This window comes from Streptomyces collinus Tu 365 (assembly GCF_000444875.1).
In the GTDB taxonomy this organism is placed as follows: Bacteria; Actinomycetota; Actinomycetes; order Streptomycetales; family Streptomycetaceae; genus Streptomyces; species Streptomyces collinus_A.
This window is the reverse complement of the sequence record NC_021985.1, coordinates 6,618,756-6,643,088: the sequence shown is the minus strand read 5'-3', so window position 1 is coordinate 6,643,088 and position 24,333 is coordinate 6,618,756. Positions and strand designations below refer to the sequence as shown.

At 73.9% G+C, this 24,333-nt stretch carries 21 protein-coding genes; all 21 read left to right on the top strand.

What is annotated here, in order from left to right; translation table 11 throughout:
* Positions 1-66: 66 nt before the first annotated feature.
* The 21 genes from B446_RS28830 to B446_RS28730 all read left to right on the top strand — a co-directional run bounded on the left by B446_RS28830 (position 67) and on the right by B446_RS28730 (position 24,130).
* Positions 67-639 (top strand): GNAT family N-acetyltransferase, encoded by a 573-nt coding sequence (locus tag B446_RS28830; RefSeq protein WP_020942962.1) that lies wholly within the window; start codon positions 67-69, stop codon positions 637-639.
* 140 nt (positions 640-779) lie between these two features.
* The gene (locus B446_RS40995) at positions 780-863 is read left to right on the top strand and encodes a putative leader peptide (protein ID WP_310739661.1); all 84 of its coding nucleotides are present in this window, start codon (positions 780-782) and stop codon (positions 861-863) included.
* 137 nt (positions 864-1,000) lie between these two features.
* Positions 1,001-2,701, top strand: coding sequence for a nitrite/sulfite reductase (locus B446_RS28825; protein WP_020942961.1), 1,701 nt, complete (start codon positions 1,001-1,003; stop codon positions 2,699-2,701).
* Positions 2,698-2,880 carry a hypothetical protein gene (locus B446_RS28820; RefSeq protein WP_020942960.1) on the top strand — a complete coding sequence of 61 codons (183 nt, stop codon included), beginning with the start codon at positions 2,698-2,700 and terminating at the stop codon, positions 2,878-2,880. The genes B446_RS28825 and B446_RS28820 overlap by 4 nt, the downstream gene beginning before the upstream one ends.
* Entirely contained in the window at positions 2,877-3,596 is a 720-nt protein-coding gene (locus B446_RS28815; RefSeq protein WP_020942959.1) for a phosphoadenylyl-sulfate reductase, read from the top strand. Before B446_RS28820 ends, B446_RS28815 begins: the two co-directional genes overlap by 4 nt.
* A 26-nt stretch (positions 3,597-3,622) precedes the next feature.
* On the top strand, positions 3,623-4,159 hold the full coding sequence (gene cysC / locus B446_RS28810; protein WP_043479299.1) for an adenylyl-sulfate kinase: 537 nt from the start codon (positions 3,623-3,625) through the stop codon (positions 4,157-4,159).
* On the top strand, positions 4,156-5,097 hold the full coding sequence (gene cysD, locus B446_RS28805) for a sulfate adenylyltransferase subunit CysD (RefSeq protein ID WP_020942957.1): 942 nt from the start codon (positions 4,156-4,158) through the stop codon (positions 5,095-5,097). The genes cysC and cysD overlap by 4 nt, the downstream gene beginning before the upstream one ends.
* Before the next feature lie 2 nt (positions 5,098-5,099).
* Positions 5,100-6,434, top strand: coding sequence for a sulfate adenylyltransferase subunit 1 (locus B446_RS28800; protein ID WP_020942956.1), 1,335 nt, complete (start codon positions 5,100-5,102; stop codon positions 6,432-6,434).
* 221 nt (positions 6,435-6,655) lie between these two features.
* Positions 6,656-7,768: an aliphatic sulfonate ABC transporter substrate-binding protein gene (locus tag B446_RS28790; protein ID WP_020942954.1), complete on the top strand. Its 1,113-nt coding sequence runs from the start codon at positions 6,656-6,658 to the stop codon at positions 7,766-7,768.
* Between the two features lie 34 nt (positions 7,769-7,802).
* Positions 7,803-8,588 (top strand): ABC transporter ATP-binding protein, encoded by a 786-nt coding sequence (locus B446_RS28785; protein WP_020942953.1) that lies wholly within the window; start codon positions 7,803-7,805, stop codon positions 8,586-8,588.
* Positions 8,575-9,459 (top strand): ABC transporter permease, encoded by an 885-nt coding sequence (locus tag B446_RS28780; protein ID WP_020942952.1) that lies wholly within the window; start codon positions 8,575-8,577, stop codon positions 9,457-9,459. The genes B446_RS28785 and B446_RS28780 overlap by 14 nt, the downstream gene beginning before the upstream one ends.
* A gap of 6 nt (positions 9,460-9,465) precedes the next feature.
* Positions 9,466-10,206, top strand: coding sequence for a sirohydrochlorin chelatase (locus tag B446_RS28775; protein WP_020942951.1), 741 nt, complete (start codon positions 9,466-9,468; stop codon positions 10,204-10,206).
* A gap of 343 nt (positions 10,207-10,549) precedes the next feature.
* Complete coding sequence (locus tag B446_RS28770) at positions 10,550-10,885, top strand: hypothetical protein (RefSeq protein ID WP_020942950.1); 336 nt, start codon at positions 10,550-10,552, stop codon at positions 10,883-10,885.
* 199 nt (positions 10,886-11,084) lie between these two features.
* Positions 11,085-12,152: a polyprenyl synthetase family protein gene (locus B446_RS28765; protein ID WP_043476621.1), complete on the top strand. Its 1,068-nt coding sequence runs from the start codon at positions 11,085-11,087 to the stop codon at positions 12,150-12,152.
* Positions 12,149-13,066, top strand: a complete 918-nt coding sequence (locus B446_RS28760; protein WP_020942948.1) for a terpene synthase family protein — start codon at positions 12,149-12,151, stop codon at positions 13,064-13,066. The genes B446_RS28765 and B446_RS28760 overlap by 4 nt, the downstream gene beginning before the upstream one ends.
* Before the next feature lie 10 nt (positions 13,067-13,076).
* Positions 13,077-14,435, top strand: coding sequence for a cytochrome P450 (locus tag B446_RS28755; protein WP_043476618.1), 1,359 nt, complete (start codon positions 13,077-13,079; stop codon positions 14,433-14,435).
* Between the two features lie 123 nt (positions 14,436-14,558).
* On the top strand, positions 14,559-15,917 hold the full coding sequence (locus B446_RS28750; RefSeq protein WP_020942946.1) for a cytochrome P450: 1,359 nt from the start codon (positions 14,559-14,561) through the stop codon (positions 15,915-15,917).
* A gap of 184 nt (positions 15,918-16,101) precedes the next feature.
* Positions 16,102-18,309, top strand: a complete 2,208-nt coding sequence (locus B446_RS28745; protein ID WP_020942945.1) for a hypothetical protein — start codon at positions 16,102-16,104, stop codon at positions 18,307-18,309.
* A 3-nt stretch (positions 18,310-18,312) separates the two neighbouring features.
* Positions 18,313-19,563: a TRAFAC clade GTPase domain-containing protein gene (locus B446_RS28740; protein ID WP_020942944.1), complete on the top strand. Its 1,251-nt coding sequence runs from the start codon at positions 18,313-18,315 to the stop codon at positions 19,561-19,563.
* Positions 19,560-22,463 (top strand): GTPase-associated protein 1-related protein, encoded by a 2,904-nt coding sequence (locus B446_RS39900; protein ID WP_020942943.1) that lies wholly within the window; start codon positions 19,560-19,562, stop codon positions 22,461-22,463. The genes B446_RS28740 and B446_RS39900 overlap by 4 nt, the downstream gene beginning before the upstream one ends.
* Positions 22,460-24,130 (top strand): TRAFAC clade GTPase domain-containing protein, encoded by a 1,671-nt coding sequence (locus B446_RS28730; RefSeq protein ID WP_020942942.1) that lies wholly within the window; start codon positions 22,460-22,462, stop codon positions 24,128-24,130. The genes B446_RS39900 and B446_RS28730 overlap by 4 nt, the downstream gene beginning before the upstream one ends.
* Positions 24,131-24,333 lie beyond the last annotated feature (203 nt).

The following is a 24,333-nucleotide window of genomic DNA, read 5'->3' as shown; positions in this document are numbered from 1 at the left end:
GGGGGGTGGCCCGCCGGGCGGGCCGCGGATCGACAGACGGGCGGACGGGATGATTCCCTGGCCCGCATGAGCAGCGCCCCTGTCACGACCTGGTCCCTGGAACAGACCTCGCCGGCCGACCTCCTGCCGGCCGCCGCCCCCGACGGCGACGTGCGGATCGTCCGCGCGGAGGTCCCCTCCCCGGAGTTCAGCCGCTTCCTGTACGCCTCCGTCGGCGGTGACATCCGCTGGACGGACCGGCTCGGCTGGGACTACGCGCGGTGGCAGCGCCAGCTGGACCGGCCGGGCGTGGAGACGTGGGTCGCCTACGACCGGGGCACGCCCGCCGGGTACGTCGAGCTGGAGCCGCAGGACGACGGCGCGGTGGAGATCGTCTACTTCGGACTGATCCCGGCCTTCCGCGGCCGCCGCATCGGCGGGCACCTGCTGTCGTACGGCGCGGCCCGTGCCTGGGACCTGGCCGAGCGGTGGGCGGAGCTGACGCCGACGAAGCGGGTGTGGCTGCACACGTGCAGCAAGGACGGCGAGTTCGCGATGGACAACTACCTGCGCCGGGGCTTCACCCTGTTCGACACCAAGGTGGAGGTGGAGGCCGTGGTGGCCACCCCCGGCCCCTGGCCCGGCGCGTACCCCGCCTGACCTGCCCCGGCGAGCCGTCTGGCCGAGCCGTCCCGGGCGGCATGTGACCGACGACACCCTTGTCCCACACTTCGGGACAAGGGTGTCCGCATTTTGGATAAAGCTGGACTGTGTCCAGATCGCCGTGCCAGGCTTCCGCCATGCCTGGAACTGGAATTGCCTTGGTGAGTCGGCGGCACGTCGACCTCGGCCGCATGTCCAGCGCCATCTGTCCGGCGAGCTGACCGCACCGGCACCGCCGCACCCCCCTTTCCCCGCCTGCCTGCTGCGCAAGGACGCGCACGCATGCCCACATGCTCGCGTATGCGCAGGTCAGTGCCGCTTTCCGCCTGTCCGCAGCCTGTCCGAAGGACGTAGAACCATGGCCGCCACCCCGCAGAACCCAGCCGCCTCAGCGCCCCGCCGCAAGGTGAGCCGTCACCGCGGCGAGGGCCAGTGGGCCGCGGGCCACTTCACCCCGCTGAACGGGAACGAGCAGGTCAAGAAGGACGACGACGGTCTCAATGTGCGGACACGCATTGAGACGATCTACTCCAAGCGCGGATTCGACTCGATCGACCCCAGCGACCTGCGCGGCCGGATGCGCTGGTGGGGCCTCTACACCCAGCGCAAGCCCGGGATCGACGGCGGCAAGACCGCGGTCCTGGAGCCGGAGGAACTGGACGACGAGTACTTCATGCTGCGCGTCCGGATCGACGGCGGCGCGCTCACGACGCGGCAGCTGCGGGTGATCGGCGAGATCTCCCAGGAGTTCGCGCGCGGCACCGCGGACATCACCGACCGGCAGAACGTCCAGTACCACTGGATCCGGATCGAGGACGTGCCGGCGATCTGGGAGCGGCTGGAGGGCGTGGGCCTGTCGACGGTCACCGCCTGCGGCGACACCCCGCGCGTGATGATCGGCTCGCCGGTCGCCGGCATCGCCGAGGACGAGATCATCGACGCCACCCCGGCGCTGGAGGAGATGAAGCGCCGGGTCCTGAACAACAAGGCGTACTCGAACCTGCCGCGCAAGTTCAAGACGGCCATCTCCGGCTCGCCCGTGCTGGACGTGGTGCACGAGATCAACGACGTGGCGTTCGTCGGCGTACGGCACCCCGAGCACGGCCCGGGCTTCGACGTGTGGGTGGGCGGCGGTCTGTCCACCAACCCCAAGCTGGGCGTCCGTCTCGGCGCGTGGGTCCCGCTGGACGAGGTCCCGGACGTCTACGAGGGCGTGATCTCGATCTTCCGGGACTACGGCTACCGCCGGCTGCGCAACCGGGCCCGGCTGAAGTTCCTCGTCGCCGACTGGGGCGCGGAGAAGTTCCGCCGGGTGCTGGAGGACGAGTACCTCGGCGGCCGCAGGCTGATCGACGGGCCCGCCCCCGAGCAGCCGGTCCAGCAGTGGCGCGACCACGTCGGCGTGCACCGGCAGCTGGACGGCCGCTACTACGTCGGTTTCGCCCCGCGCGTCGGCCGGGTCGACGGCACCACCCTCACCAAGGTCGCCGAGCTGGCCGAGGCGCACGGCTCGGGCCGCGTCCGGACCACCGTCGAGCAGAAGATGATCATCCTCGACGTCGCGGAGGAGCAGGTCGACTCGCTGGTCGAGGGCCTGGAGGCGCTGGACCTCACCGCCCGGCCGTCCTCCTTCCGGCGCGGCACCATGGCGTGCACCGGCATCGAGTTCTGCAAGCTCGCCATCGTCGAGACCAAGGAGCGCGGCTCCCAGCTCATCGACGAACTCGAGCGCCGCCTGCCGGACTTCGACCAGCCGATCACCATCAACCTCAACGGCTGCCCGAACGCCTGCGCCCGCATCCAGGTCGCGGACATCGGTCTCAAGGGCCAGCTCGTCCTCGGCGACGACGGCGAGCAGGTCGAGGGCTACCAGGTGCACCTGGGCGGGGCGCTGGGCCTCGAGGCCGGCTTCGGCCGCAAGGTGCGCGGCCTGAAGGTCACCTCGAAGGAACTGCCCGACTACATCGAGCGGGTCCTCAAGCGCTACCAGGCCGAACGCGAGGACGGCGAACGGTTCGCGACCTGGGCGGCCCGCGCCTCCGAGGAGGCGCTGTCATGAGCGAGCGGGCCGCGCCGTTCCACTGCCCCTACTGCGGCGACGAGGACCTGCGCCCGGGCGAGCAGGGCCACGGCGCGTGGGAGTGCGGGGCGTGCAACCGCGCCTTCCAGCTGAAGTTCCTCGGGCTGCTCGCCCGGGGCCTGAGGCGAGCCGACAACGGAGGGGACGACTCGATATGACGACGGCTCAGTCAGAGCGCACGGACGAGGAGTTGAAGGCCCTCGCGGAGCAGGCCGGCCGGGACCTGGAGGACGCCCCCGCCCTGGAGATCCTGCGCTGGGCGGTCGACACCTTCGGGGCGCGGTTCTGCGTCACCTCCTCCATGGAGGACGCCGTGGTCGCCCACCTGGCCTCGCGCGTGCGCCGGGAGGACGCCCCCGTGGACGTCGTCTTCCTCGACACCGGCTACCACTTCCCGGAGACCATCGGCACCCGGGACGCCGTCGAGGCCGTGATGGACGTCAACGTCATCACCCTCACCCCGCGGCAGACCGTCGCCGAGCAGGACGCGCAGTACGGCCCGAAGCTGCACGACCGCGACCCCGACCTGTGCTGCCGGCTGCGCAAGGTGCAGCCGCTGGAAGAGGGCCTGAAGGGCTACCTGGCCTGGGCGACCGGCCTGCGCCGCGACGAGTCCCCGACCCGGGCGAACACCCCGGTGGTCGGCTGGGACGAGAAGCGGCGGAAGGTCAAGATCTCCCCGATCGCCCGCTGGACCCAGGACGACGTGGACGCCTACGTCGCCGAACACGGCGTCCTGACCAACCCGTTGCTGACGGACGGCTACCCCTCCATCGGCTGCGCGCCCTGCACCCGCCGGGTCCTGGAGGGCGAGGACGCGCGCGCCGGCCGCTGGGCGGGCCGCGCCAAGACCGAGTGCGGGCTGCACGGATGAGGACCGACCAGACACAGGAGAACCACGTGACCACCGGAGCCACCGTCTGGCTCACGGGTCTGCCGAGCGCCGGCAAGACCACCATCGCCCACGAACTGGCGGCCCGGCTGCGCGAGGAGGGCCGGCGGACCGAGGTGCTCGACGGAGACGAGATCCGCGAGTTCCTCTCGGCGGGCCTCGGCTTCTCCCGCGAGGACCGGCACACCAACGTGCAGCGCATCGGCTTCGTCGCCGAGCTCCTCGCCCGCAACGGCGTCACGGCGCTGGTCCCGGTGATCGCGCCGTACGCGGACAGCCGGGACGCCGTGCGCAAGCGGCACGAGGGGAACGGGACGCCGTACCTGGAGGTCCACGTCGCCACCCCGGTCGAGGTGTGCTCGGTGCGGGACGTGAAGGGGCTGTACGCCAAGCAGGCGGCGGGCGAGCTGTCGGGCCTGACCGGGGTCGACGACCCGTACGAGGAGCCCGAGACACCCGAGCTGCGGATCGAGTCGCAGCACCAGAGCGTGCAGGAGTCCGCGGCCGCGGTGTACGCCCTGCTGAGCGAGAGGGGACTGGCATGACGACCGTCGCCAAGACCGCGACCGGCGAGGGGACGGCCGGCCCGTACGCCCTCTCCCACCTGGACGCGCTGGAGTCCGAGGCGGTGCACATCTTCCGCGAGGTGGCGGGCGAGTTCGAGAACCCGGTGATCCTGTTCTCCGGCGGCAAGGACTCCATCCTCATGCTGCACCTCGCGCTGAAGGCGTTCGCCCCCGCGGCGATCCCCTTCTCGCTGCTCCACGTGGACACCGGACACAACTTCCCCGAGGTGCTGGAGTACCGGGACCGTGTGGTCGACGCCCATGGGCTGCGCCTCCATGTGGCCTCCGTACAGGACTACATCGACCGGGGTGTGCTCAAGGAGCGGCCCGACGGGACCCGTAACCCGCTGCAGACGCTGCCGCTGACCGAGAAGATCCAGAGCGGGAAGTTCGACGCCGTGTTCGGCGGCGGACGGCGCGACGAGGAGAAGGCCCGGGCCAAGGAGCGGGTGTTCTCGCTGCGGGACGAGTTCTCCCAGTGGGACCCGCGCCGCCAGCGGCCCGAGCTGTGGAACCTGTACAACGGCCGGCACGCCCCCGGCGAGCACGTCCGGGTCTTCCCGCTGTCCAACTGGACCGAGCTGGACGTCTGGCAGTACATCGCCCGCGAGGGCATCGAGCTGCCGCAGATCTACTTCGCGCACGAGCGCGACGTGTTCGCGCGCGGCGGCATGTGGCTGACGGCCGGCGAGTGGGGCGGCCCGAAGGACGGCGAGACCGTCGAACGGCGCCTGGTCCGCTACCGGACGGTCGGTGACATGTCCTGCACCGGCGCCGTCGACTCCGACGCGACCACGCTGGACGCCGTCATCGCCGAGATCGCCGCCTCCCGGCTCACCGAGCGCGGCGCCACGCGTGCCGACGACAAGCTCTCCGAGGCCGCGATGGAAGACCGCAAGCGCGAGGGGTACTTCTAAGCATGAGCACGACCACGACCGAGGCGCTCCCGGCCACCACGCTGCTGCGGTTCGCCACCGCCGGCTCCGTCGACGACGGCAAGTCCACGCTCGTCGGACGGCTGCTGCACGACTCCAAGTCGGTCCTCACCGACCAACTGGAGGCCGTGGAGCGGGCGTCGGCGAGCCGGGGCCAGGAGGGCCCCGACCTCGCGCTGCTCACCGACGGCCTGCGCGCCGAGCGGGAGCAGGGCATCACCATCGACGTGGCCTACCGCTACTTCGCCACGCCGCGGCGCCGGTTCATCCTCGCCGACACGCCCGGCCATGTGCAGTACACCCGCAACATGGTGACCGGTGCCTCCACGGCCGAGCTGACCGTGATCCTCGTCGACGCCCGCAACGGCGTGGTCGAGCAGACCCGGCGGCACGCGGCCATCGCCGCGCTGCTGCGGGTGCCGCACGTGGTCCTCGCCGTCAACAAGATGGACCTGGTCGCGTACGAGGAGCCGGTGTTCGCCGCGATCGCCGAGGAGTTCACGGCGTACGCGACCGAACTGGGCGTCCCCGAGGTCACCGCGATCCCGATCTCGGCGCTCGCGGGCGACAACGTGGTGGAGCCGTCCGCGAACATGGACTGGTACGGCGGCCCGACCGTGCTGGAGCACCTGGAGACCGTCCCGGTCAGCCACGACCTGGCGCACTGCCACGCCCGGCTGCCCGTGCAGTTCGTGATCCGGCCGCAGACCGCCGACCACCCCGACTACCGGGGCTACGCGGGCCAGATCGCGGCCGGCACCTTCCGCGTCGGCGAGGCGGTGACGGTACTGCCGTCCGGGCGTACCACCCGGATCTCCGGCATCGACCTGCTCGGCGAGCCGGTCGACACGGCGTGGACGACGCAGTCGGTGACGGTCCTGCTGGAGGACGACATCGACGTCTCGCGCGGCGACCTGATCGTGCCGACCAAGGACGCGCCGCCCACCACCCAGGACGTGGAGGCGACCGTCTGCCACGTCGCCGACCAGCCGCTGACCGTCGGCCACCGGGTGCTGCTCAAGCACGGCACCCGCACGGTCAAGGCGATCGTCAAGGACATCCCGTCCCGGCTCACGCTCGACGACCTGTCGCTGCACCCGCACCCGGGCCGGCTCGCCGCCAACGACATCGGCCGGGTGAAGATCCGCACCGCCGAGCCGCTGCCCGTCGACGCCTACGCCGACTCGCGCCGCACGGGCTCCTTCATCCTGATCGACCCCAGCGACGGCACCACGCTCACGGCGGGCATGGTCGGGGAGTCGTTCGCGTCACCCGAGCCGGTCAAGGACGCCGCCGAAGACGACGGCTGGGACTTCTGACCCATGGACACCGGCGATTTCTACTCGCTGTTCGCGAAGGAGGGCGGCCGCGTCGGCAGCGGCGCCCTCGGCAGCGGGCAGGGCGGGGTGGCGCGATGTGCGCGGTGACGTACGCGCACTGCCGGCGCGCCCTCCCTCCGCACCACAAGCGAAGACCTGCCGACCTCCCGGCCACGACCTGAGGGTCCGTGACCGCCGGGCCTCCGAGAGGAACACCTCCCGTGCCTGCCACCACCTCGACGCTCCTGCGCCGCGGCGCGGCCCTGATGGCCGCGCTCCCCCTGCTGACCCTGGCCGCCTGCGGCTACGGCTCGAAGGCCGCGGACGACTCGGCGAACACCCGGATCGCCGCCGGCGCCGAGAAGATCGACGGACTCGACTCCGTGAAGATCGGCTACTTCGGCAACCTCACCCACGCGACGGCGCTGGTCGGCAACCAGAAGGGCTTCTTCCAGAAGGAGCTGGGCGCGACGCGGGCCGCCTACCAGGTCTTCAACGCCGGCCCCTCCGAGATCGAGGCCCTCAACTCCGGCTCCGTCGACATCGGCTGGATCGGCCCCTCCCCGGCGATCAACGGCTACACCAAGTCCGGCGGCAAGAACCTGCGCATCATCGGCGGTTCGGCGTCCGGCGGGGTGAAGCTGGTGGTGGACCCGAAGAAGATCAGGTCGCTGAAGGACGTCAAGGGCAAGCGGATCGCCACTCCCCAGCTCGGCAACACCCAGGACGTGGCCTTCCTCAACTGGGCGGCCGGACAGGGCTGGAAGGTCGACGCGGAGAGCGGCAAGGGCGACGTGTCGGTGGTCAGGACCGACAACAAGGTGACCCCGGACGCCTTCAGGTCGGGCTCCGTGGACGGCGCCTGGGTGCCCGAGCCGACCGCGTCCAAGCTGGTCGCCGAGGGCGGCAAGGTGCTGCTGGACGAGTCGGCGCTGTGGCCGGACAAGAAGTTCGTGATCACGAACATCGTCGTGTCGCAGAAGTTCCTCCGGCAGCACCCCAGGGCCGTCGAGGCGGTCCTGAGGGCCTCCGTCGAGACGAACCGGTGGATCGACGCGCACCCGGAGGCCGCGAAGGCCGCGGCGAACAAGCGGCTCGGCATCGACTCCGGCAAGGAACTGCCGGCCGACGTCCTCGACCCGGCGTGGAAGTCCATCCGGGTCACCGACGACCCGCTCGCCGCCACGCTCCGCACGGAGGCCCGGCACGCGGTCGAGGCGGGGCTGCTGGACCACCCGAAGCTCACCGGCATCTACGACCTCACCCCGCTGAACAAGGTCCTCGCGGCCGCGGGTCAGCCCCCCGTCAGCGACGCCGGCCTCGGCGTCAAGTAGTCCCGGATCCGACAGTTCCCAGGAGGTGACGATCATGGCAACCGCGCTCGCCAAGGCCGATGACGTCGACGCGGTCGACCACGCCGCACGCATCGAGCACGTCTCGAAGTCCTTCCCCGGGCCCGCAGGGCAGCAGCTCGTCCTCGACGACATCACCCTGGATGTCGCACCGGGCGAGTTCGTCACCCTGCTGGGGGCCTCGGGCTGCGGCAAGTCGACCCTGCTGAACCTGGTGGCGGGGCTCGACCAGCCCTCCGCGGGCGGCATCACCACCCACGGGCGGCCCGCCCTGATGTTCCAGGAGCACGCGCTCTTCCCGTGGCTGACCGCGGGCAAGAACATCGAACTCGCCCTCAGGCTGGGCGGCGTTCCCAAGCAGGAGCGGCGCGGCCGCGCCGAGGAGCTGCTCGAACTCGTGCGGCTGAAGGGCTCGTACGGCAAGCGGGTGCACGAACTGTCCGGCGGGATGCGCCAGCGCGTGGCGATGGCCCGCGCGCTCGCCCAGGACAGCAGGCTGCTGCTGATGGACGAGCCGTTCGCGGCGCTGGACGCGATCACCCGCGACCTGCTGCACGACGAACTGACCCGGATCTGGGAGGAGACGGGCCTGTCCGTCCTCTTCGTCACGCACAACGTGCGCGAGGCGGTGCGGCTCGCGCAGCGGGTCGTGCTGCTGTCGTCCCGCCCGGGCCGGATAGCCCGCGAGTGGCGGGTGGACATCCCCCAGCCGCGGCGCATCGAGGACGCCCCGGTCGCCGAACTGTCCCTGGAGATCACCGAAGTCCTGCGTGGGGAGATCCGCCGTCATGGCCAGCACTGAGACGAAGACCGCAACGGACGCGGGGAGCGTCGAGGCCGGTCTCGACGCCCTGGAGAGCGCCGCGCCGGGCCGCACCCCGTTCCGGCAGACCTTCACCGGCAAGATCCTGCCGCCGCTCGTCGCCACCGCCGTGGTGCTGGTGGTGTGGCAGGCGCTGATCACGTTCAAGGTCGTCGACGACCCGACCACGCTGCCCTCCCCCGCCGACGTGGGCGGTGAGTTCAAGCAAGCCTGGCTGGAAGGCAAGCTGCTCGGCTACATCTGGACCAGCGTCTCGCGCGGTCTGCTCGGCTTCCTGTTCGCCCTGGCCATCGGCACCCCGCTGGGGCTGCTCGTGGCGCGGGTGAAGTTCGTGCGGGCGGCCATCGGCCCGGTGCTGTCCGGTCTGCAGTCGCTGCCGTCGGTGGCGTGGGTGCCGCCCGCGGTGATCTGGCTGGGCCTGGACAACTCGATGATGTACGCGGTGATCCTGCTCGGCGCCGTCCCGTCCATCGCCAACGGGCTGGTCTCCGGCATCGACCAGGTGCCGCCGCTGTTCCTGCGGGCCGGCCGCACCATGGGCGCGACCGGTGTGCGGGGTGCCTGGCACATCGTGCTGCCCGCCGCGCTGCCCGGCTATCTCGCGGGACTCAAGCAGGGCTGGGCGTTCTCCTGGCGGTCCCTGATGGCGGCGGAGATCATCGCCTCCTCCCCCGACCTGGGCATCGGCCTCGGCGCGCTGCTGGAGAACGGCCGCAACGCCAGCTCGATGGCCATGGTGTTCGAGGCGATCTTCCTGATCCTGTTCGTCGGCATCGCCATCGACCTGCTCATCTTCAGCCCGCTGGAGCGGTGGGTGCTGCGCAGCCGCGGCCTGCTGGTGAAGGGCTGATCCCGCATGCGCCACCGGCCGGTCCTCCTCGTCATCGCCCACGGCAGCCGCGACCCGCGGCACGCCGCGACGGTGCACGCCCTGGTGCGGCGGGTACGGGCGCTGCGGCCCGGGCTGCGTGTGGAGACCGGCTTCCTCGACTTCAACGTCCCCTCCGTGCAGGGCGTGCTGGAGTCGCTGGCGGCGGAGGGCGTACGGGACGTCGTGGCGCTGCCCCTGCTGCTGACCCGCGCCTTCCACGCCAAGGCGGACATCCCGGCGGTGCTGCGGGACGCCCCGGCGCGGCTGCGGATCCGCCAGGCCGAGGTGCTCGGCCCGTCGCCGCTGCTGCTGTCGGCGCTGGAGCGCCGGCTGTACGAGGCGGGCCTGACGCCCGCCGACAAGTCCTCGACCGGGGTCGTGCTGGCCTCGGCGGGGTCCTCCGACCCGGAGGCGATCGCGGTGATCGCAGACATCGCGCGGGAGTGGCGGCACACCGGTTGGTGCGCCGTGCGGCCCGCGTTCGCCTCCGCATCCCTTCCCCGCACCGAGGACGCGGTGCGGGAACTGCGCGGCCTCGGCTGCGAGCGCGTCGCGGTCGCCCCGTACGTCCTGGCCCCCGGTTTCCTCCCGGACCGCATCGCCCGCGGCGCACAGGAGGCGGACGTCCTGGCCGACGTGCTCGGCCCGGCGCCCGAGGTGGCACGCGTCCTGCTGGAGCGCTACGACACGGCGGCCCTGCCGGCACGGGCGGCCCTCGGGGCGTGACGCCTGGAAACCGAGGATGCTCTCTTCCGGCAGCCTGAGACAAAAGTCACGCGGCCGCCTCCCTCATCCTGGAAAACAGTGCGCCGCACCGTGTCCTCCCCCCGTAGGCCTGATCGGTGTCTGAGCCAACCACTCGACACCGAGAGCGAGTTGAGGGCCTTGTCCAGGCCGGCAGGCCTTGTCATGTGCCGCCGCACTGTGCCTAGTATTCGACCAGCGGGTCCAAGGCCGTGAGTGTGGCCTGCGGCCCCGCCTGCCGATTTTCATGGGGGAGACAGGCATGGAACCAACGGGCGGCAAATCATTGCGCCATCACGGATTAGACGGTGTCACCGGATCGTGGATGACGCGACCGGGCAGTTCGGCGCCCACCTCGCCGGACATCTGGAGAAGCGGCGCACGGATCCGCAGAACGACATTCGCCGATCCCGAGCTGCTGTGCGCCCTGCGCGAAGCCCCCGACCGCCGCGCCCCGCGCCGTCCTGACGCGCGCCCGCTGTCCTTCGGCGGCGGCTCCCGTGACCGCGTCGGCGCCCTGCCGGCGAAGGCGCAGGACCAGCTGGTCTTCACCGAACTGCCACGTCGCCGCGGCATCAGACCGAGTGGCGAGGACGTCGTGCGGCGTCCGCAGGCCGACATCCACGGGCTCGGCGAACTCCGCATCGATCCCCTCTCCTGACGCCGGCCCGGCCTCCCGTCCGCCGCGCCGCACAGCCCGGCGGAATTCCGCAGTGCCCGGCCGTGTCCACACTTGTCCGTCCGTACGCGCCCGTAAGCGCGCACGTACGACGCGTCCGCGTATCCGTACGTCTTTTCCGTACGTCCGCACGGCTGTGCCGGTTCCACTGCTTCGACTTGTGGAGATGAAGCACAGAAATATGAGCACCCAGATCATATCTCCCGGGATACTCGACCAAAGTTTCACGAAGAACTCCGTCGACAGTGTTCTCATGGATTTCCTGGAGAACCGGATGGAATTCTCCGGCGATCCCCGGATGACCCGGCTCGTGAAACTACTCGAAGAATTCATGGTGGGCGGCAAGAGGATTCGCCCGATACTGACCGTCCTGGGCTGGCGGGCGGTCGGCGGGGAAACCGTTCCGGAGGCGGTCCTGCGCGTGGCCGCCTCCCTGGAGATGTTTCACGCGTTCGCCCTCATCCACGACGACATCATGGATGACAGTGACACCCGGCGCGGCCGTCCCACCATCCACCGGGTACTGGCCGGAAAGGCCGGCGACGGCCGTACGGAGCGGTTCGGGCTGGGCGCCGCGGTGCTGCTGGGGGACCTCGCCTTCACCTGGTCGGACCAGCTGCTGCACACGGCCGGCCTGACCCCCGCGCAGTCGGCCGCGGTGCTGCCGCTCGTCTCCGAGATGCGCACCGAGGTGATGCTCGGCCAGTACCTGGACCTCCACGCCACCGGCGAGCCGACCGACGACGTCGAGGCCACCCTGACCGTCAACCGGTACAAGACCGCCAAGTACACCGTCGAGCGCCCCCTGCACATCGGCGCCGCCCTCGCGGGAGCCGACGCCGCGGCCCTCGCCGCGTGCACGGCGTTCGCCCTGCCCCTCGGCGAGGCCTTCCAGCTCCGCGACGACCTGCTGGGGGTGTACGGCGACGTCCGCGACACCGGCAAGTCCCGTCTGGACGACCTGCGGGCCGGCAAGAACACGACGCTGGTCGCGCTCGCCCTGCGCACGGCCGACGCGGCCCAACGCGCCCGGCTGCGCACGCTCATCGGCGATCCCGCCCTGGACGAGACGGGCGCCGAGGAGGTCCGCGCGCTGTTCGCGGCCACCGGCGCCCGGGACACCGTTGAACACATGATCGACGACCGTTACCGGCGAGCCGTCGAGGTCCTGGAGACCGCTCCTTTCGCCGCCGACGCGGTGACCGCCCTCAAGCACCTCGCCGTCACGGCCACCAGGAGGAACTCATGACCGCGGACCTGACCGTCCCCACCGCCACGGCGCCCGCGGGCGCCGCCCGCTACTGGCAGGAGAGCACCGACCGGTTCGCCGCCCTCCTCGACCGCCACGTCGGGTACGAGGCCCAGAAGGTGGCGATGACGGAGGCGGAGCTGCGCGAGGTCATCGACGCCTGCAACCGCGCGGTCGCCCCGCTGGGCAAGACCGTCTCGGACAAGCGCTGGATCTCCTACATGGATGTCGTGCGCTGGTCCCAGAGCGCCCGTCACATCAAGGACAGGGAGGCTTTCAAGGCCGTCTGCGTGCTCAACTGCGTGACCTTCGTGTGGGACGACATGGACGCCGCCCTGCACGACTTCGGCCTCTTCCTGCCGCAGCTGCGCGCGGTGTGTGAGCGGTACTACTCCCCCGAGGACGCCGGCTTCGCCTACGAGGGCGCCCGCGCCTTCGTCACCAGTGACCACATGTTCCGCGACACCCGGCTCAAGGAGGTGCTCTGCGGCACCTCGCCCGAGCAGTACTTCCGCTTCCGCGTCACCGACGTCGGGGTGGACTTCTGGATGCGGATGTCGTACCCGATCTACCGCCACCGCGAGTTGACCGAGCACTCGAGGACGGGCCTCGCCGCCCGCATGACCACGCGCGGGCTGGCCATCGTCAACGACTTCTACTCCTACGACCGTGAGCAGGCCCAGGGCCAGACCACCAACTGCTTCCGGCTGTGCGACATGAGCGACGAGGCCGACTTCCGGCGCTTCTTCCAGGACCGCCTCGACGACATGGCCGAGGACATGGAGTGCATCCGGGCGTTCGACGACGTGACCCGGGACGTCCTGCTGGACCTCATCCAGGGCAACTTCGTGTGGACCACCCGCGACCGGCGCTACCAGGCGCCGGTGAACGACGTCAACTCGCTCATCCGGTAGGGACCTCGGCATGCCCCCCTCGAAGACATCCGTGACGGACCGGTCCTGGCGGACCGGTACCGCACCCGGTGCCCTGCCCCTGCTGGGACACGTGCCCGCGCTGTGGCGGCGTCCCCTCGAGTTCCTCGCCTCGCTCCCCGCGCACGGCGACCTGGTCGAGGTCCGGCTGGGACCCGCCCGGGCCTATCTCGCCGCGCATCCGGAGCTGGTCCGGCACGTGCTGCTCAACCCCCGGCTGTTCGACAAGGGCGGCGTCTTCGACAAGGCGCGCCAGCTCCTCGGCAACAGCCTGTCGGTGTCCCGCGGCGAGGAGCACCGCTTCCAGCGGCGGCTGATCCAGCCCGCCTTCCACCCGGCGAGGATCGCCGCCTACACGACGGCGGTCGCCGCGGACACCCGTACCGTCACCGACGCCTGGCGGGACGGGGAGACCCGGGACATCGGCGACGCCATGCACTCCCTGCTGATGCGGGTCGCCGCGCGCACCCTCTTCTCCTCCGGTCTCGACGAGGCCACCGTCGAGGAGGCCCGGCAGTGCCTGCGGACCGTCTCGCACGGCATCTACAAGCGCACGGTCGCACCGATGGGCGTCATGGAGAAGCTGCCCACACCGGCGAACCGCGCCTATGACCACGCCAACGCGCGGCTGCGGCAGATCGTGGCCGACATGATCGCCGCACGGCGGAGGTCCGACGAGGACCACGGCGACCTGCTCTCCACCCTGCTGCGGGCGGAGCACCCGGAGACGGGGCAGACGCTCGACGACGGCCAGGTCCTGGACCAGGTCGTCACCTTCCTGGTCGCCGGCAGCGAGACCACCGCCTCCACCCTGGCCTTCGTCTTCCATCTCATGGGCAGGCTGCCCGAGGTCGAGAAACGGGTGCACGCCGAGGTGGACGCGGCGCTCGGCGGCCGCACCCCCGTGCACGAGGACCTGCCCGCGCTGCCCTACGTCCGCAACGTCATCACCGAGACGCTGCGGCTGTATCCGCCGTCCTGGATGGCGATGCGGGTCGCCGCCGAGGACGTCGAACTCGGCGGGCGGACGGTCCCCGCGGGGACGATGATCCTCTACAGCGCCTACGCCCTGCACCACAACCCCGGGCTGTTCCCCGATCCGGAGACCTTCGACGCCGACCGCTGGGAGGGCGAACGCGCCGCGCAGGTGCCGCGCGGCGCGCTGCTGCCCTTCGGCGCGGGCAGCCACAAGTGCATCGGCGACGTCCTCGCGCTCACCGAGACCGCGCTCATCGTCGCGACCGTCGCCGCACGCTGGCGGCTGCGCCCGGTGCCCGGCTCCGCGCTGCGGCCGGAACCGAAGGCCACCCTGGAGCCGGGGCCGCTGCCCATGGTGCTGGCACGCCGCTGACCGGCCGCAGGCCGGCCCGCTGCCACCCCCTCGCCCCGGGCCGCCCGGCCCGCCGCCGTCCCCTCGCCCCGAGCCCACCCGTTCACTCACTCGCTCCCGTCACTCCCGGAGGGCACACCCGGCATGAAGACCGATTCCGACCCGGCCACGCGCAGCTGGCGGATCGCCAGGGCACCAGGCGGGCTTCCGCTGGTGGGCCACGCCGTCCAACTTGCGCGCCGCCCGCTGGAGTTCCTGGGCTCGCTGCCCGCCGCAGGTGACCTGGTCGAACTGCGCCTCGGCGGCAGGCCGGCGTACCTGCCCTGTCATCCGGAACTGGTGCAGCAGGTGCTGCGCAACGCGCGTGTCTACGACACGGGAGGGCCGGTGAAGGACAAGGCCCGCCCCATCCTGGGCAACGGGCTGATCACCTCCGACTGGGCCGACCACCGCCGCCAGCGCCGCATGGTCCAGCCGGCCTTCCACTCCGCGCGCATCGCGGCGTACGCCGTGGTGATGCGGGAGGAGTGCGCAGCGCAGGCGGAGACCTGGCGGGCGGGCCTGCCCCTGGACGTGGCGGACGCGATGCAGGCGCTGACCGCGCGAGTGACGGCCCGCGCGCTGTTCTCGACGGAGATGGCGCCGCACTCGGTCGCCGAGATCCAGCGCAGTCTGCCCGTGATGGTCCGCGGCGCCTTCCGCCGGGCGATGGACCCCACCGGACTGGTGGCCAGGCTGCCGCTCGCCGCCAACCGGGAGTTCGACGCGGCACTCGCCCGGCTGCACGGCCTCATCGACGGCATCGTCGGGGACTACCGGCGCTCGGGTGGGGACCGCGGCGACCTTCTGTCGGCCCTGCTGGCCGCGCGGGACGAGGAGGACGGCGGCGCGATGACCGACCAGGAGGTCCACGACCAGGTCATGACGCTGCTGCTGGCCGGTGTCGAGACCACGGCGAGCGCCCTCACCTGGGCCTGGCACCTGCTGGCGGCGCACCCCGAGGCCGAGGCGCGGCTGCACGCCGAGGTCGACGAGGTACTGGGCGGCCGCGCCCCGGAGTACGCCGACGTCCCCCGGCTGGTCCACACGCAGCGGATCTTCACCGAGACCCTGCGGCTCTACCCGCCGGCCTGGATGTTCACCAGGATGACCACCGAGCCCACCGAACTGGCCGGCCACCGGCTGCCCGCCGGGACGGACGTGCTGATCAGCCCGTACGTCATCCACCGCATCCCGGAGTTCTTCGCGCGCCCGGACGTCTTCGACCCGGACCGGTGGCTTCCCGAGCGGGTTCAGGACGTCACGCGCGGGTCGTACCTGCCGTTCGGCGGGGGCAGCCGCAAGTGCATCGGTGACGTCTTCGGGATGACGGAGGCGACGCTGGCGCTGGCGGCGCTCGCCTCCCGCTGGCGGCTGCGGCCGGTGCCGGGGACGACGATCTCGCCCCGCGCCGAGATGAGCCTGACCGCCGGGCGGCTGCCCATGGTGCCGGAGCCCCGCTGACCAGCCCGGGACCGTCGGCCGGCGGGTGGCCGACCAGGTCGGCGGCGCCCTGGCCCGGCGGGTCGCGCGGGCACCCGCGGGCGTGGTCCGTCCCGGGGTGCCCGGTTTCCTCGAAAGTGCTTCCTGGTCCCGGCCGGATCTGCTGGGATGGTGCCTCGGAGCACTATCGGGGGAGAACGTGCGCGTGGCCGGTCAGGAGTTCGGGTGTCACCTGGGGCTGCCCAGGGCCCTGTCGGGCCTGCCGCTGAGTCCCCTCGTGCCGGGCTACGGCCGTCTCGCCGCCGACCAGCACGCGGCGGGGTTACGCCACCTCGGCGAGGTGCTGGGCGCCGCGCCGGCCGGGTTACGGGTCCTGGACGGCCTGTACGTGCCCGACGGGCCGCGGGGCGGGCGCCGGGTGGACGGGCCGTTCCTCGACCGGCTCGCGCAGGGCCCGGGGCCGTGCGCCCCGCTCGCGGCGAAGCTGGCCGCGCTGCACCGGCGCGATCCGCGCGCACCGCGCCGCGTCGTCCTCTACCAGCTCATCGGCCTGTTGCAGGACCAGCCCGCCTCCCGGCGCCCGCGCACGGCGGCCGAGTTGGGCGTGCACCCGGACGAGACGGCGGGCCTCGTGGCCGCCGCCGCGCTGCGGCCGTTCCTCGACCGGCGCGCACGCGACGCCGCCGAGTCGCTCGCCGACGCCGGGGAGCTGCGCCGGCTGCACCGGCTGCGGGCACTGCTCGACCGGCTGCCCCCCGACTCCGGCGACCGGGAGGTCGCCGCCCTGCGTGCCTGGCTCGCCGAACGGCTCGACGCGGTCGACGGCCACCTGCGCACCGGCCGCCGGGCCGAGGACGAGGGCGAGCGGGAGAGCGCGGGCGACGCGTACCTGAAGGCGCTGCGCGAGGCCGCCGACGACCACCGCGCCCTGCGCGGCCTGGTCCGCGTGCACCGCCCCGAATCCGGCTGCCGCCCGCTGCTGCGCGCCGAACTACGCCCCGACCACGTGGAGTTGTCGTGGCAGGACCGGCCCGACGTACCGGGCGGCTGGCGGCTGCTGCGGCTGTGCCGCACGGACCGCGGCAGGCCCGTGGTGCGCGGCGTGCCGGGCGCCGACCCCACGACGGCCGGCACGGCCGCCGACGAGGACGCGCCGCTCGGTGCGAAGGTGCGCTACGTGGCGCTGCCGCTGCGGGACGGGCGGGTGGCGGGACCGCCGCTGGTCTCACGGCAGTTACTGGTCGCCCCGGAGGTGGGACAGCCGGTGCTGACGGACGGCCCGGGCCGGATCCACTGCACCTGGCGGCGTCCGCGGAAGGCCGCCGACGTCACCGTCGAGCACACCGAACCGGGCCCATCCGGCGCCCGGTTGACGCTCCGCCCGGACGGCTTCACCGCCACGGGCCTGCCGGCCGGACGGCACGCCTTCCGCGTCGTCTGCCACTACCGGGGGCCCGACGGCGCCCCGGTCCCCTCCCCGGGGCTGCGGGTGACCGGCACGGTCCACCCCTGGCCCGACCCCGTGCGCACCCTCACCGCGCGGCCCGACGGCGCGGCCGTACGGTTCGCCTGGACCGGTGCCCAGGACGCCGAGGTACGGCTGGTGGTGTGGCCGGGTCGGGCGCCCGCACCGGGCACCGAACTGCGCACCCGCGACCTGCCGCCCCCGCTGGACTGGCCCGGGCGGAGCGGCGCCCCGTGCCCGCCGCCCGGGACCTGCGCCGAGGTCGCCGCCGTCGCCGTGCTCGGCGCCCGGGCCCTGGCCGGTCCCGCCGTCGCCGTGGAGGCCGTGCACGCCGTCCCCGGGCTCACCGCCGAACGGCTCCCCGACGGTCAGGCACGCGTCACGCTGGACTGGCCCGACGGCGCCGGGCAGCTCGCGGTCACCTGGACGGCCCCGGACGGCACGGACGGCGGCGGCGAGCACACGCTGACCGCGCACGCCTACCGCCGAGGCGGGCTGCGGCTGCCGGTCGGCCCGCGGGCGGTGCGGATCCGGGCGGCGACCGTGCCCCGTACGCCCGGGGCGGTCGTCGTGGTGCCCGAGACGGCCGAGACGCTGCTGCCGGCCGACACCGCCATACGGTACGAACTGGTGCGCCCGCAGCGGCGGTTGCTGCGCCGGGTCCCGGCGCTGCTGCGGGTCAGCCTGGCCGCCCCGGGCGCGTCCGGCGAACTGCCCGAGTTCGTGTGCGTGGCCCGCAGCGGCGACCTGCGCCCGAACAGCCCCGCCGACGGCACGACCGTGCTGCGCGTGTCCGGGACCGACCTGGCTCGGCACGGCACGGTCGAGCGGGAGCTTCCGGCCTCGGCCTGCCCGGCCCCGTACCGGCTGCGCGGCTTCCTGCTCGGGGAGCACGCGGTCTCGGTGCGACTTGAAGAACCCTCCCCCGCGAGCCTGGTGGTGCGCTGAGCGATGACGACCGTGATATGCCCGTACTGCTTCACCCGCGCGTCGGCGGCCAGGCTGCCGTACCGCTGTCTGATGACCCCGAGCGGGGTGCGCGGCGGCGCGCCGTGCGGGCCCGAACGGGACGACCTGTGGGCCGGTTTCATGGGGCCCGGGGTGCCCCCTTCGGCCCGGATGCGGGGGCCGGTGTTCCCCGCGGCGCGCAGGCTCGGCGGGCTCGGCGGCCCGGCCGGCGGGGGCAGCAGCGTGCCCTGCCCGGACTGCGGGGTGCCGACACCGGTACGGGTGTGCGACTCCTGCCACAGCGACCTGCCCAGCGACTACTGCGACCAGGACAGCCGGATCATCGCCCTGGTCGGCGCGAAGGCCTCCGGCAAGAGCACCTACGCGGCCGTTCTGGTCAACGAGCTGAACCACCGGGTCGGGCAGGCGTACCACGCCTCGCTCGCGGCGATGGGGCAGAGCACCCAGCAGCGGGACAAGGAGATGGCCGAGGACCTGTACGAGCGGCTCCGGCTGCCGGACGCCACCCGGCCGGCCGCGCTCGGCTTCAACGACCCGCTGCTGTACCGGCTGAGCCTGCCCCGCAAGGGCCTGCTGGGCGGTTCCGGCACCCGGCACACCACGCTGGTCTTCTTCGACGCGGCCGGTGAGGACCTGGCCGGTGCCGAGGCGATGCACCGCTACACCCGCTACCTGAGCGCCGCCGACGGGATCATCCTGCTCGTGGACCCGCTCCAGCTCGGCTCCGTCCGCGACCGGCTCCCGGTGCACGAGGGGCCCCCGCTGCCCGTCGTGGAGACCGCGCCGCAGCAGATCGCCGCCGACCTCGCGGCCCAGCTCCGGGCCCACGGCCGGGGGCGCACCCGGGGCCGGGTGTCCACCCCGATGGCCGTCGCCGTCACCAAGACGGACATGCTTCGGCCGCTGCTCGACCCGCACTCCCCGCTGCTGCGCAACGCCCCGCACAGCGCCGGCGCCTACGACGACGCCGACCGGCTCGCCGTCCACGAGGAACTGCGGTCGCTGCTGACCGACTGGGACGCCGGGTCGCTGCTGCGCCAACTGGACCTGGACTTCGCCGAGTTGTCGTTCTTCGGGCTGTCCGCGCTGGGCGCGCCACCGCCCCGGGACGCCCCGGCGGACGCCCCGAAGTCGGGCCCGCAGCCGGTGCGGGTCGAGGACCCGCTGCTGTGGCTGCTGTCCCGGCGCGGGCTGCTGCCCGTGCGCGCGGCGGAGAAGGGGCGTGCCCGGTGAGCCTCGCCCAGTTGCACTACACCTCGGCGCCGCCCGGCCCGGACGGCTCCGGCTTCCGGTTCACCGCGGTCAGCCCCGGCGTGCCGCAGACGGTGCTGCGGGAGGCCGAGCAGCTCATCGGGTACGAACCCCCGCGCGACCTGCCCGCGCGGCCGGACGCCGAGGAGCTGAAGGCGTTCCCCAAGGCGTTCAGCTGCACCGAACTGTCCGACGGCGGACGGCTGCTGAGCCGGTCGGTGTACACGGGCGCCGACTACAGCGGACGCTGGGGCAACTTCCACACGCACGCCCTGCACCTTCCCGCCGGGACCCGGCTGCCCGACGGGGCGCTGCCCATCACGGCCTGGGAGTCGCCGCGCTGGGCCGACGCCACCCCGCCGGACGGGCGGCCCGAGCCGGTCGACCGGTTCGAGCCGTCGGGTCTGCTGCGCCGGGACGGCCTGGTGGCGTTCGCGCGCTCCCGGGCGGACCGGCTCGCCGCGTTCTTCGCCGACCTCGCGGCCCTGGCCGGGGATGCGGACGGCAGGCAGATCGTGGTGGTGGAGCGGGACAGCGCCGACGTGGCCCAGTGGATCGCGCTCGCCTGCGCGGTGCTGCCCCGCGAGCGGGCGCACCTGCTGACCTTCACCACCTACACGCGGCGCCCGCAGCAGGCGCGGCAGCAGATCGTCGGGGTCCTGCCGTCCTCCGAGCCGGTCGGCCACGACCCCCGGTTCCGGGTGCACGACTGCACCGCCCGCCCCGGCCCGGACGCCGGTCCCGTCGCCGACGCCTGGGCCGACGTGTGCGCGCGGATCTGGACGGCGGGCCGGCCCGACCTGTTCCGGGGCACCTCCGGCGACCTCGGCCCGCTGGCGGTGGCGGCGCTCGTCACCGGCGTCCCGCTGCGCGCCGACGCCCGCGCGGCGGCGGCCCACTGGACCGCGGCCCACGCGCCCACGGTCCCCGAGGAGACCCTGACCGCGCTGATCGCCGCGCTGACGGAACAGAGCGCGACGGGCGCGGGTCAGCAGTACGGCACCGCCGGGACCCCTCCGGACGGCGAACCGGCCGCGCTGGCCGCTCTGTCGGAACGGCTGGACGGGCAGGTGCCCACCGCCGTCTCCGCGCCGCTCGCCGCCCATGTCCTCGCCGCGGCGGTCCGTGGCCGGGGCGCCCTGCCCGCGCTGGGCGCGGGCTCGCTCACCCCCGCGCTCCGCGCGGAACTGGCCCGGGACCTCGCCCCCGTGCTGCGCCAGGGCGTCGGCGACCCCACCGAGCCGGCCGCCGGACGGCCCCTGGCCCTGCTCCGCGTCGCCGACCTGCTCGACGTGGACTGCGTGGACGCGCTGCCCGCACTGGCCGGGCGGCTCGCGCGCGACCTGGTCGGCGGCCGGCCGGCCGACCCGGCCGCCGCGCGGGAGCCGGAACGCGAACCGTCCGGTCCGACCGGCCCGGGCCACACCCCGGGGCCCGGGTCCGGCTCCGGCCACGGACCCGACTCCGGCACCGACTCCGGCCACTGGCCCGACTCCGGCTCAGGCCCAGGCCACGGCTCCGGGACCGACCAGAGCTCCCCCTCCAGTCGAGGCTCCGGGCCGGGTTCCGGGTCCGGCGCCGCCCTCGGCCACTGGCCCGGTTTCGGCTCCGGGCCCGGCCACGGCTCCGGGGCCGACCCGAGCTCCCCCTCCAGCCGAGGCTCCGGTCACGGCCGCGGCCACGCCCACGGCTCCAGCTCCGGGCAGACACCACCCCCCGGGACCGGCCGGCAGCTCGACGGCGGGCGGATGGTCTGTCCGCCCGCCGTGCTCGACGCCGTGCACGGTCATCCCGCCCTGCGCACCGCCCTGTTCGGCGCGCTGGACGCGCTCGCCGCCGCGAGTCCGGCCTGGGTGGCCGGGCGGCTGGCCGGCTGTGGGCTGCCGGTGCCGCCCTCCCCCGGGTTCCCGCATCTGCGGATGTGCCTGCAGACGGCGGGGGCGGGGCGGACCGGCGACCGGCTGGCGCGCTTCCACGGCCTGCTGCGCACCGCCGGGGTCTCCCCGCACGCCGCGCCGGACGTGCTGTGCACCGCGTTCCAGCTGGTCTGGCCGGACGGTCCGCCCGGCGCGGAGGAGGCGGCGCTGCTGCTGAGCGAGCTGGGCTCGGACGCGCACCGGCAGGCGGGCACCCGGGACGCGCTGGTGGAGGCGGCGCTCGCGGCCCCCGCCGACGACCCGGCGGTGCCGGTCCTCGCCGCCGACCTGTTGCGCTGCTTCACCACGGAGCTGCGGCCCGCGCACCGGGCGCCGCTGCTCCTGCTGGAGTACGCCGGGCTGCTGGACGGCGACCACGACGTGGAGAACTGGGTGGACCACGTGTGCGGCCTGCGGGACGGCGCGCCCGAGCCGGTGCCCGAACCGGCGACCCGGCGCGTCCACGACGCCCTCGCGCGACGGCTGCTGGCGGTGGCGGCGCCCGGGACCGACCCGTACGCGCCGCCCCGTCCGCCGGCGCCCGAGAGCGAGCTGTACACGCTGGCCCGCGCGGGCGACCCCGGGCTGCTGGCGGCCTACGAGCGCGTGGCGCGCGGGGACCGGGTGGCCGAGCGGCTGCGCACCGTGCCGGGGTACGTCGCCGCCTGCTTCTGCGACTGGAGCGCCTATCCGCGGCCGTACGGCGGCTGGGAGACGACCCGGACGACCCTGCTGGCCAAGGTGCTGCGCCCGGTCGTACGGGCGCTGCCGGCCGAGGACCAGCGTGCGGTCGAGGAGGCGCTGCACCGCGTCGGCCGGGGCCGGCTGGACGCCTACCGCGCCTGGAACCGGCCCGGTGCGCTGGGCCGGCTCGCGGGCCGGCTGACCGGGCGGGGCCGGCGCGAGGACCGGCAGGCGCCCTGGACCGGCGACGTGGAGCCGCCCGCCGGGGGAGGCCGCGAGTGAAGGCGGACGCGGCCGAGGGCGGCGCGCAGCTCGCGCTGGTCCTCCTGCTCGGCTGGACCGCGGTGGTGGCCGCCGCGGTGTGCGGGCTGCGCACACTGGGGGAGTTCCTCGGGCGGGGCCTTGCGGCCGCCTGGCGGCGGACCGGGCCCTGGCAGCCCGGCCTCCCCGACTGGCGGCTGGCCAAGGTCGGCGGCGGTGAGCCCGCGCACCCGGCCTACTGGTGGCGACAGGCGTGGGCGGACGCCGGGTCCGCCGCGGCCGCGGTGCCGCGGACGGTGTGGTCCACGCTGCGCGACCGGTGGCTGCGGGGAGCCGTCAGGAACCTGTTCCACGGGTGCCGGCCCTCCGGCCGGCGTCCCACCGCACCGCTCTACCGGCTGCTGCTGATGGTGTTCGTCGCGCCCGGCACCGCCGTGGGCGCGCCGGCCGGGGCCGTGCTGGCGGCGCTGCTCCTCGGCGTGGTGCTGGCGCTGTTCGGGCTGCTGCTGGCCGTGGTGTGGCTGGGGTGGGCCGCCGCCGTACCGGTGCTGCGCGCCCTGGAGCGTGGCTGGCTGCTGCTGCGGGGTGTCCGGGTCAGGTGCCCGCACCCCGGCTGCTACGCGCCGGTCCCGCTGGCCCTGCACCGCTGCCCGAACTGCGGTGAGAACCATGCCGAGTTGCGGCCCGGGCGGTACGGCGTGCTGTGGCACGTGTGCCGGTGCGGGCACCGGCTGCCCGCCTCCCGGCCGCTGGGCCGCGGGCGGCTCACGGCGCTGTGCCCGCGCTGCGAGCGGTTCCTGCCCCGGGCGGCGGGGACCATGCCGGTGGTGCACACCCCGCTGGTCGGCGGCACCTCCTCGGGCAAGACGATGCTGATGGCGGCCATGGTCGAGGGGCTGCACTCGTGGGCGCGACAGGGCGAACTGCGGGTGGAGTACGCCACCGTGGACGACCAGCGCGTCCGCACCGGCCTCCACCAGGAGCTGAACCGCACCGGTTGGGCGCACGCCACGACCGGCGGCCAGCCGCGCGCCCTGATGCTGACCGTGGCCCGGGGCCGCAGGCGCCGGCTGCTGTACCTGTACGACCCGATGGGCGAGTCGGTGAGCGACGCCGGACGGGTGCGCGCCCAGGGGTACCTGGCGCACACGGACGGGGTGATCCTGGTGGCCGACGCCCTGGCCGATCCACGGGTGCGCGGCCGGCTGGGCCCGGCGGACACCGAGCGGGCGGATCGGGCCCGGCCCTCGGCGCAGGGCCCCTGGGAGACGTACCAGCGGCTCACCGGAGAGCTGGCGGCGCTCACCGGCCGGCGGTCCCGGCTGCCGGTGGCCACCGTGGTCACCAAACGGGACGTGCTCGACCGGCTCACCTCGCTGCCGGTGCCGGGTGCGCGGATCGAGGACTGGCTGGCCGACGTGGGCCTCGGCCCCCTGGTCCGGGCGCTCGGCCACGACTTCCGGGCGGCCCGCTACTGGGCCGTCAGCGCGCACGCGGCCACCGGCACCGGGCCGCTGGAGAGCGAACAGCGGCGGGCCGCCGAGCCGGTGCTGTGGCTGCTGGCGGCCTCGGGGCTGCGCACCGGCCCGCTGAGCGGCCCGGCCGGTGGCGGGCGCCGGCCGGGCCGGCCGCGGCGGCGGCCCGACGGGGCGAACCAGGGCCACGAGGGGAGGTACAGCCCGGCATGAACCAGGTGACCCCATCGGTCGCACGGGCCCGGCGGGTGCTGGCGGGCCTCTTCGTCACCGCGATGGTCCTGGCGGCGGCGGCCCTCGGCGGCACCGCGTGGCTGCTGCTGCGCTGACCCCCGGCTCTCCCCCGCGGGTGCGCGCACCCGCGCACCCCACCCGCACGACACCTGTCCACGGAAAGGAACCACGGCGTGAGCGAC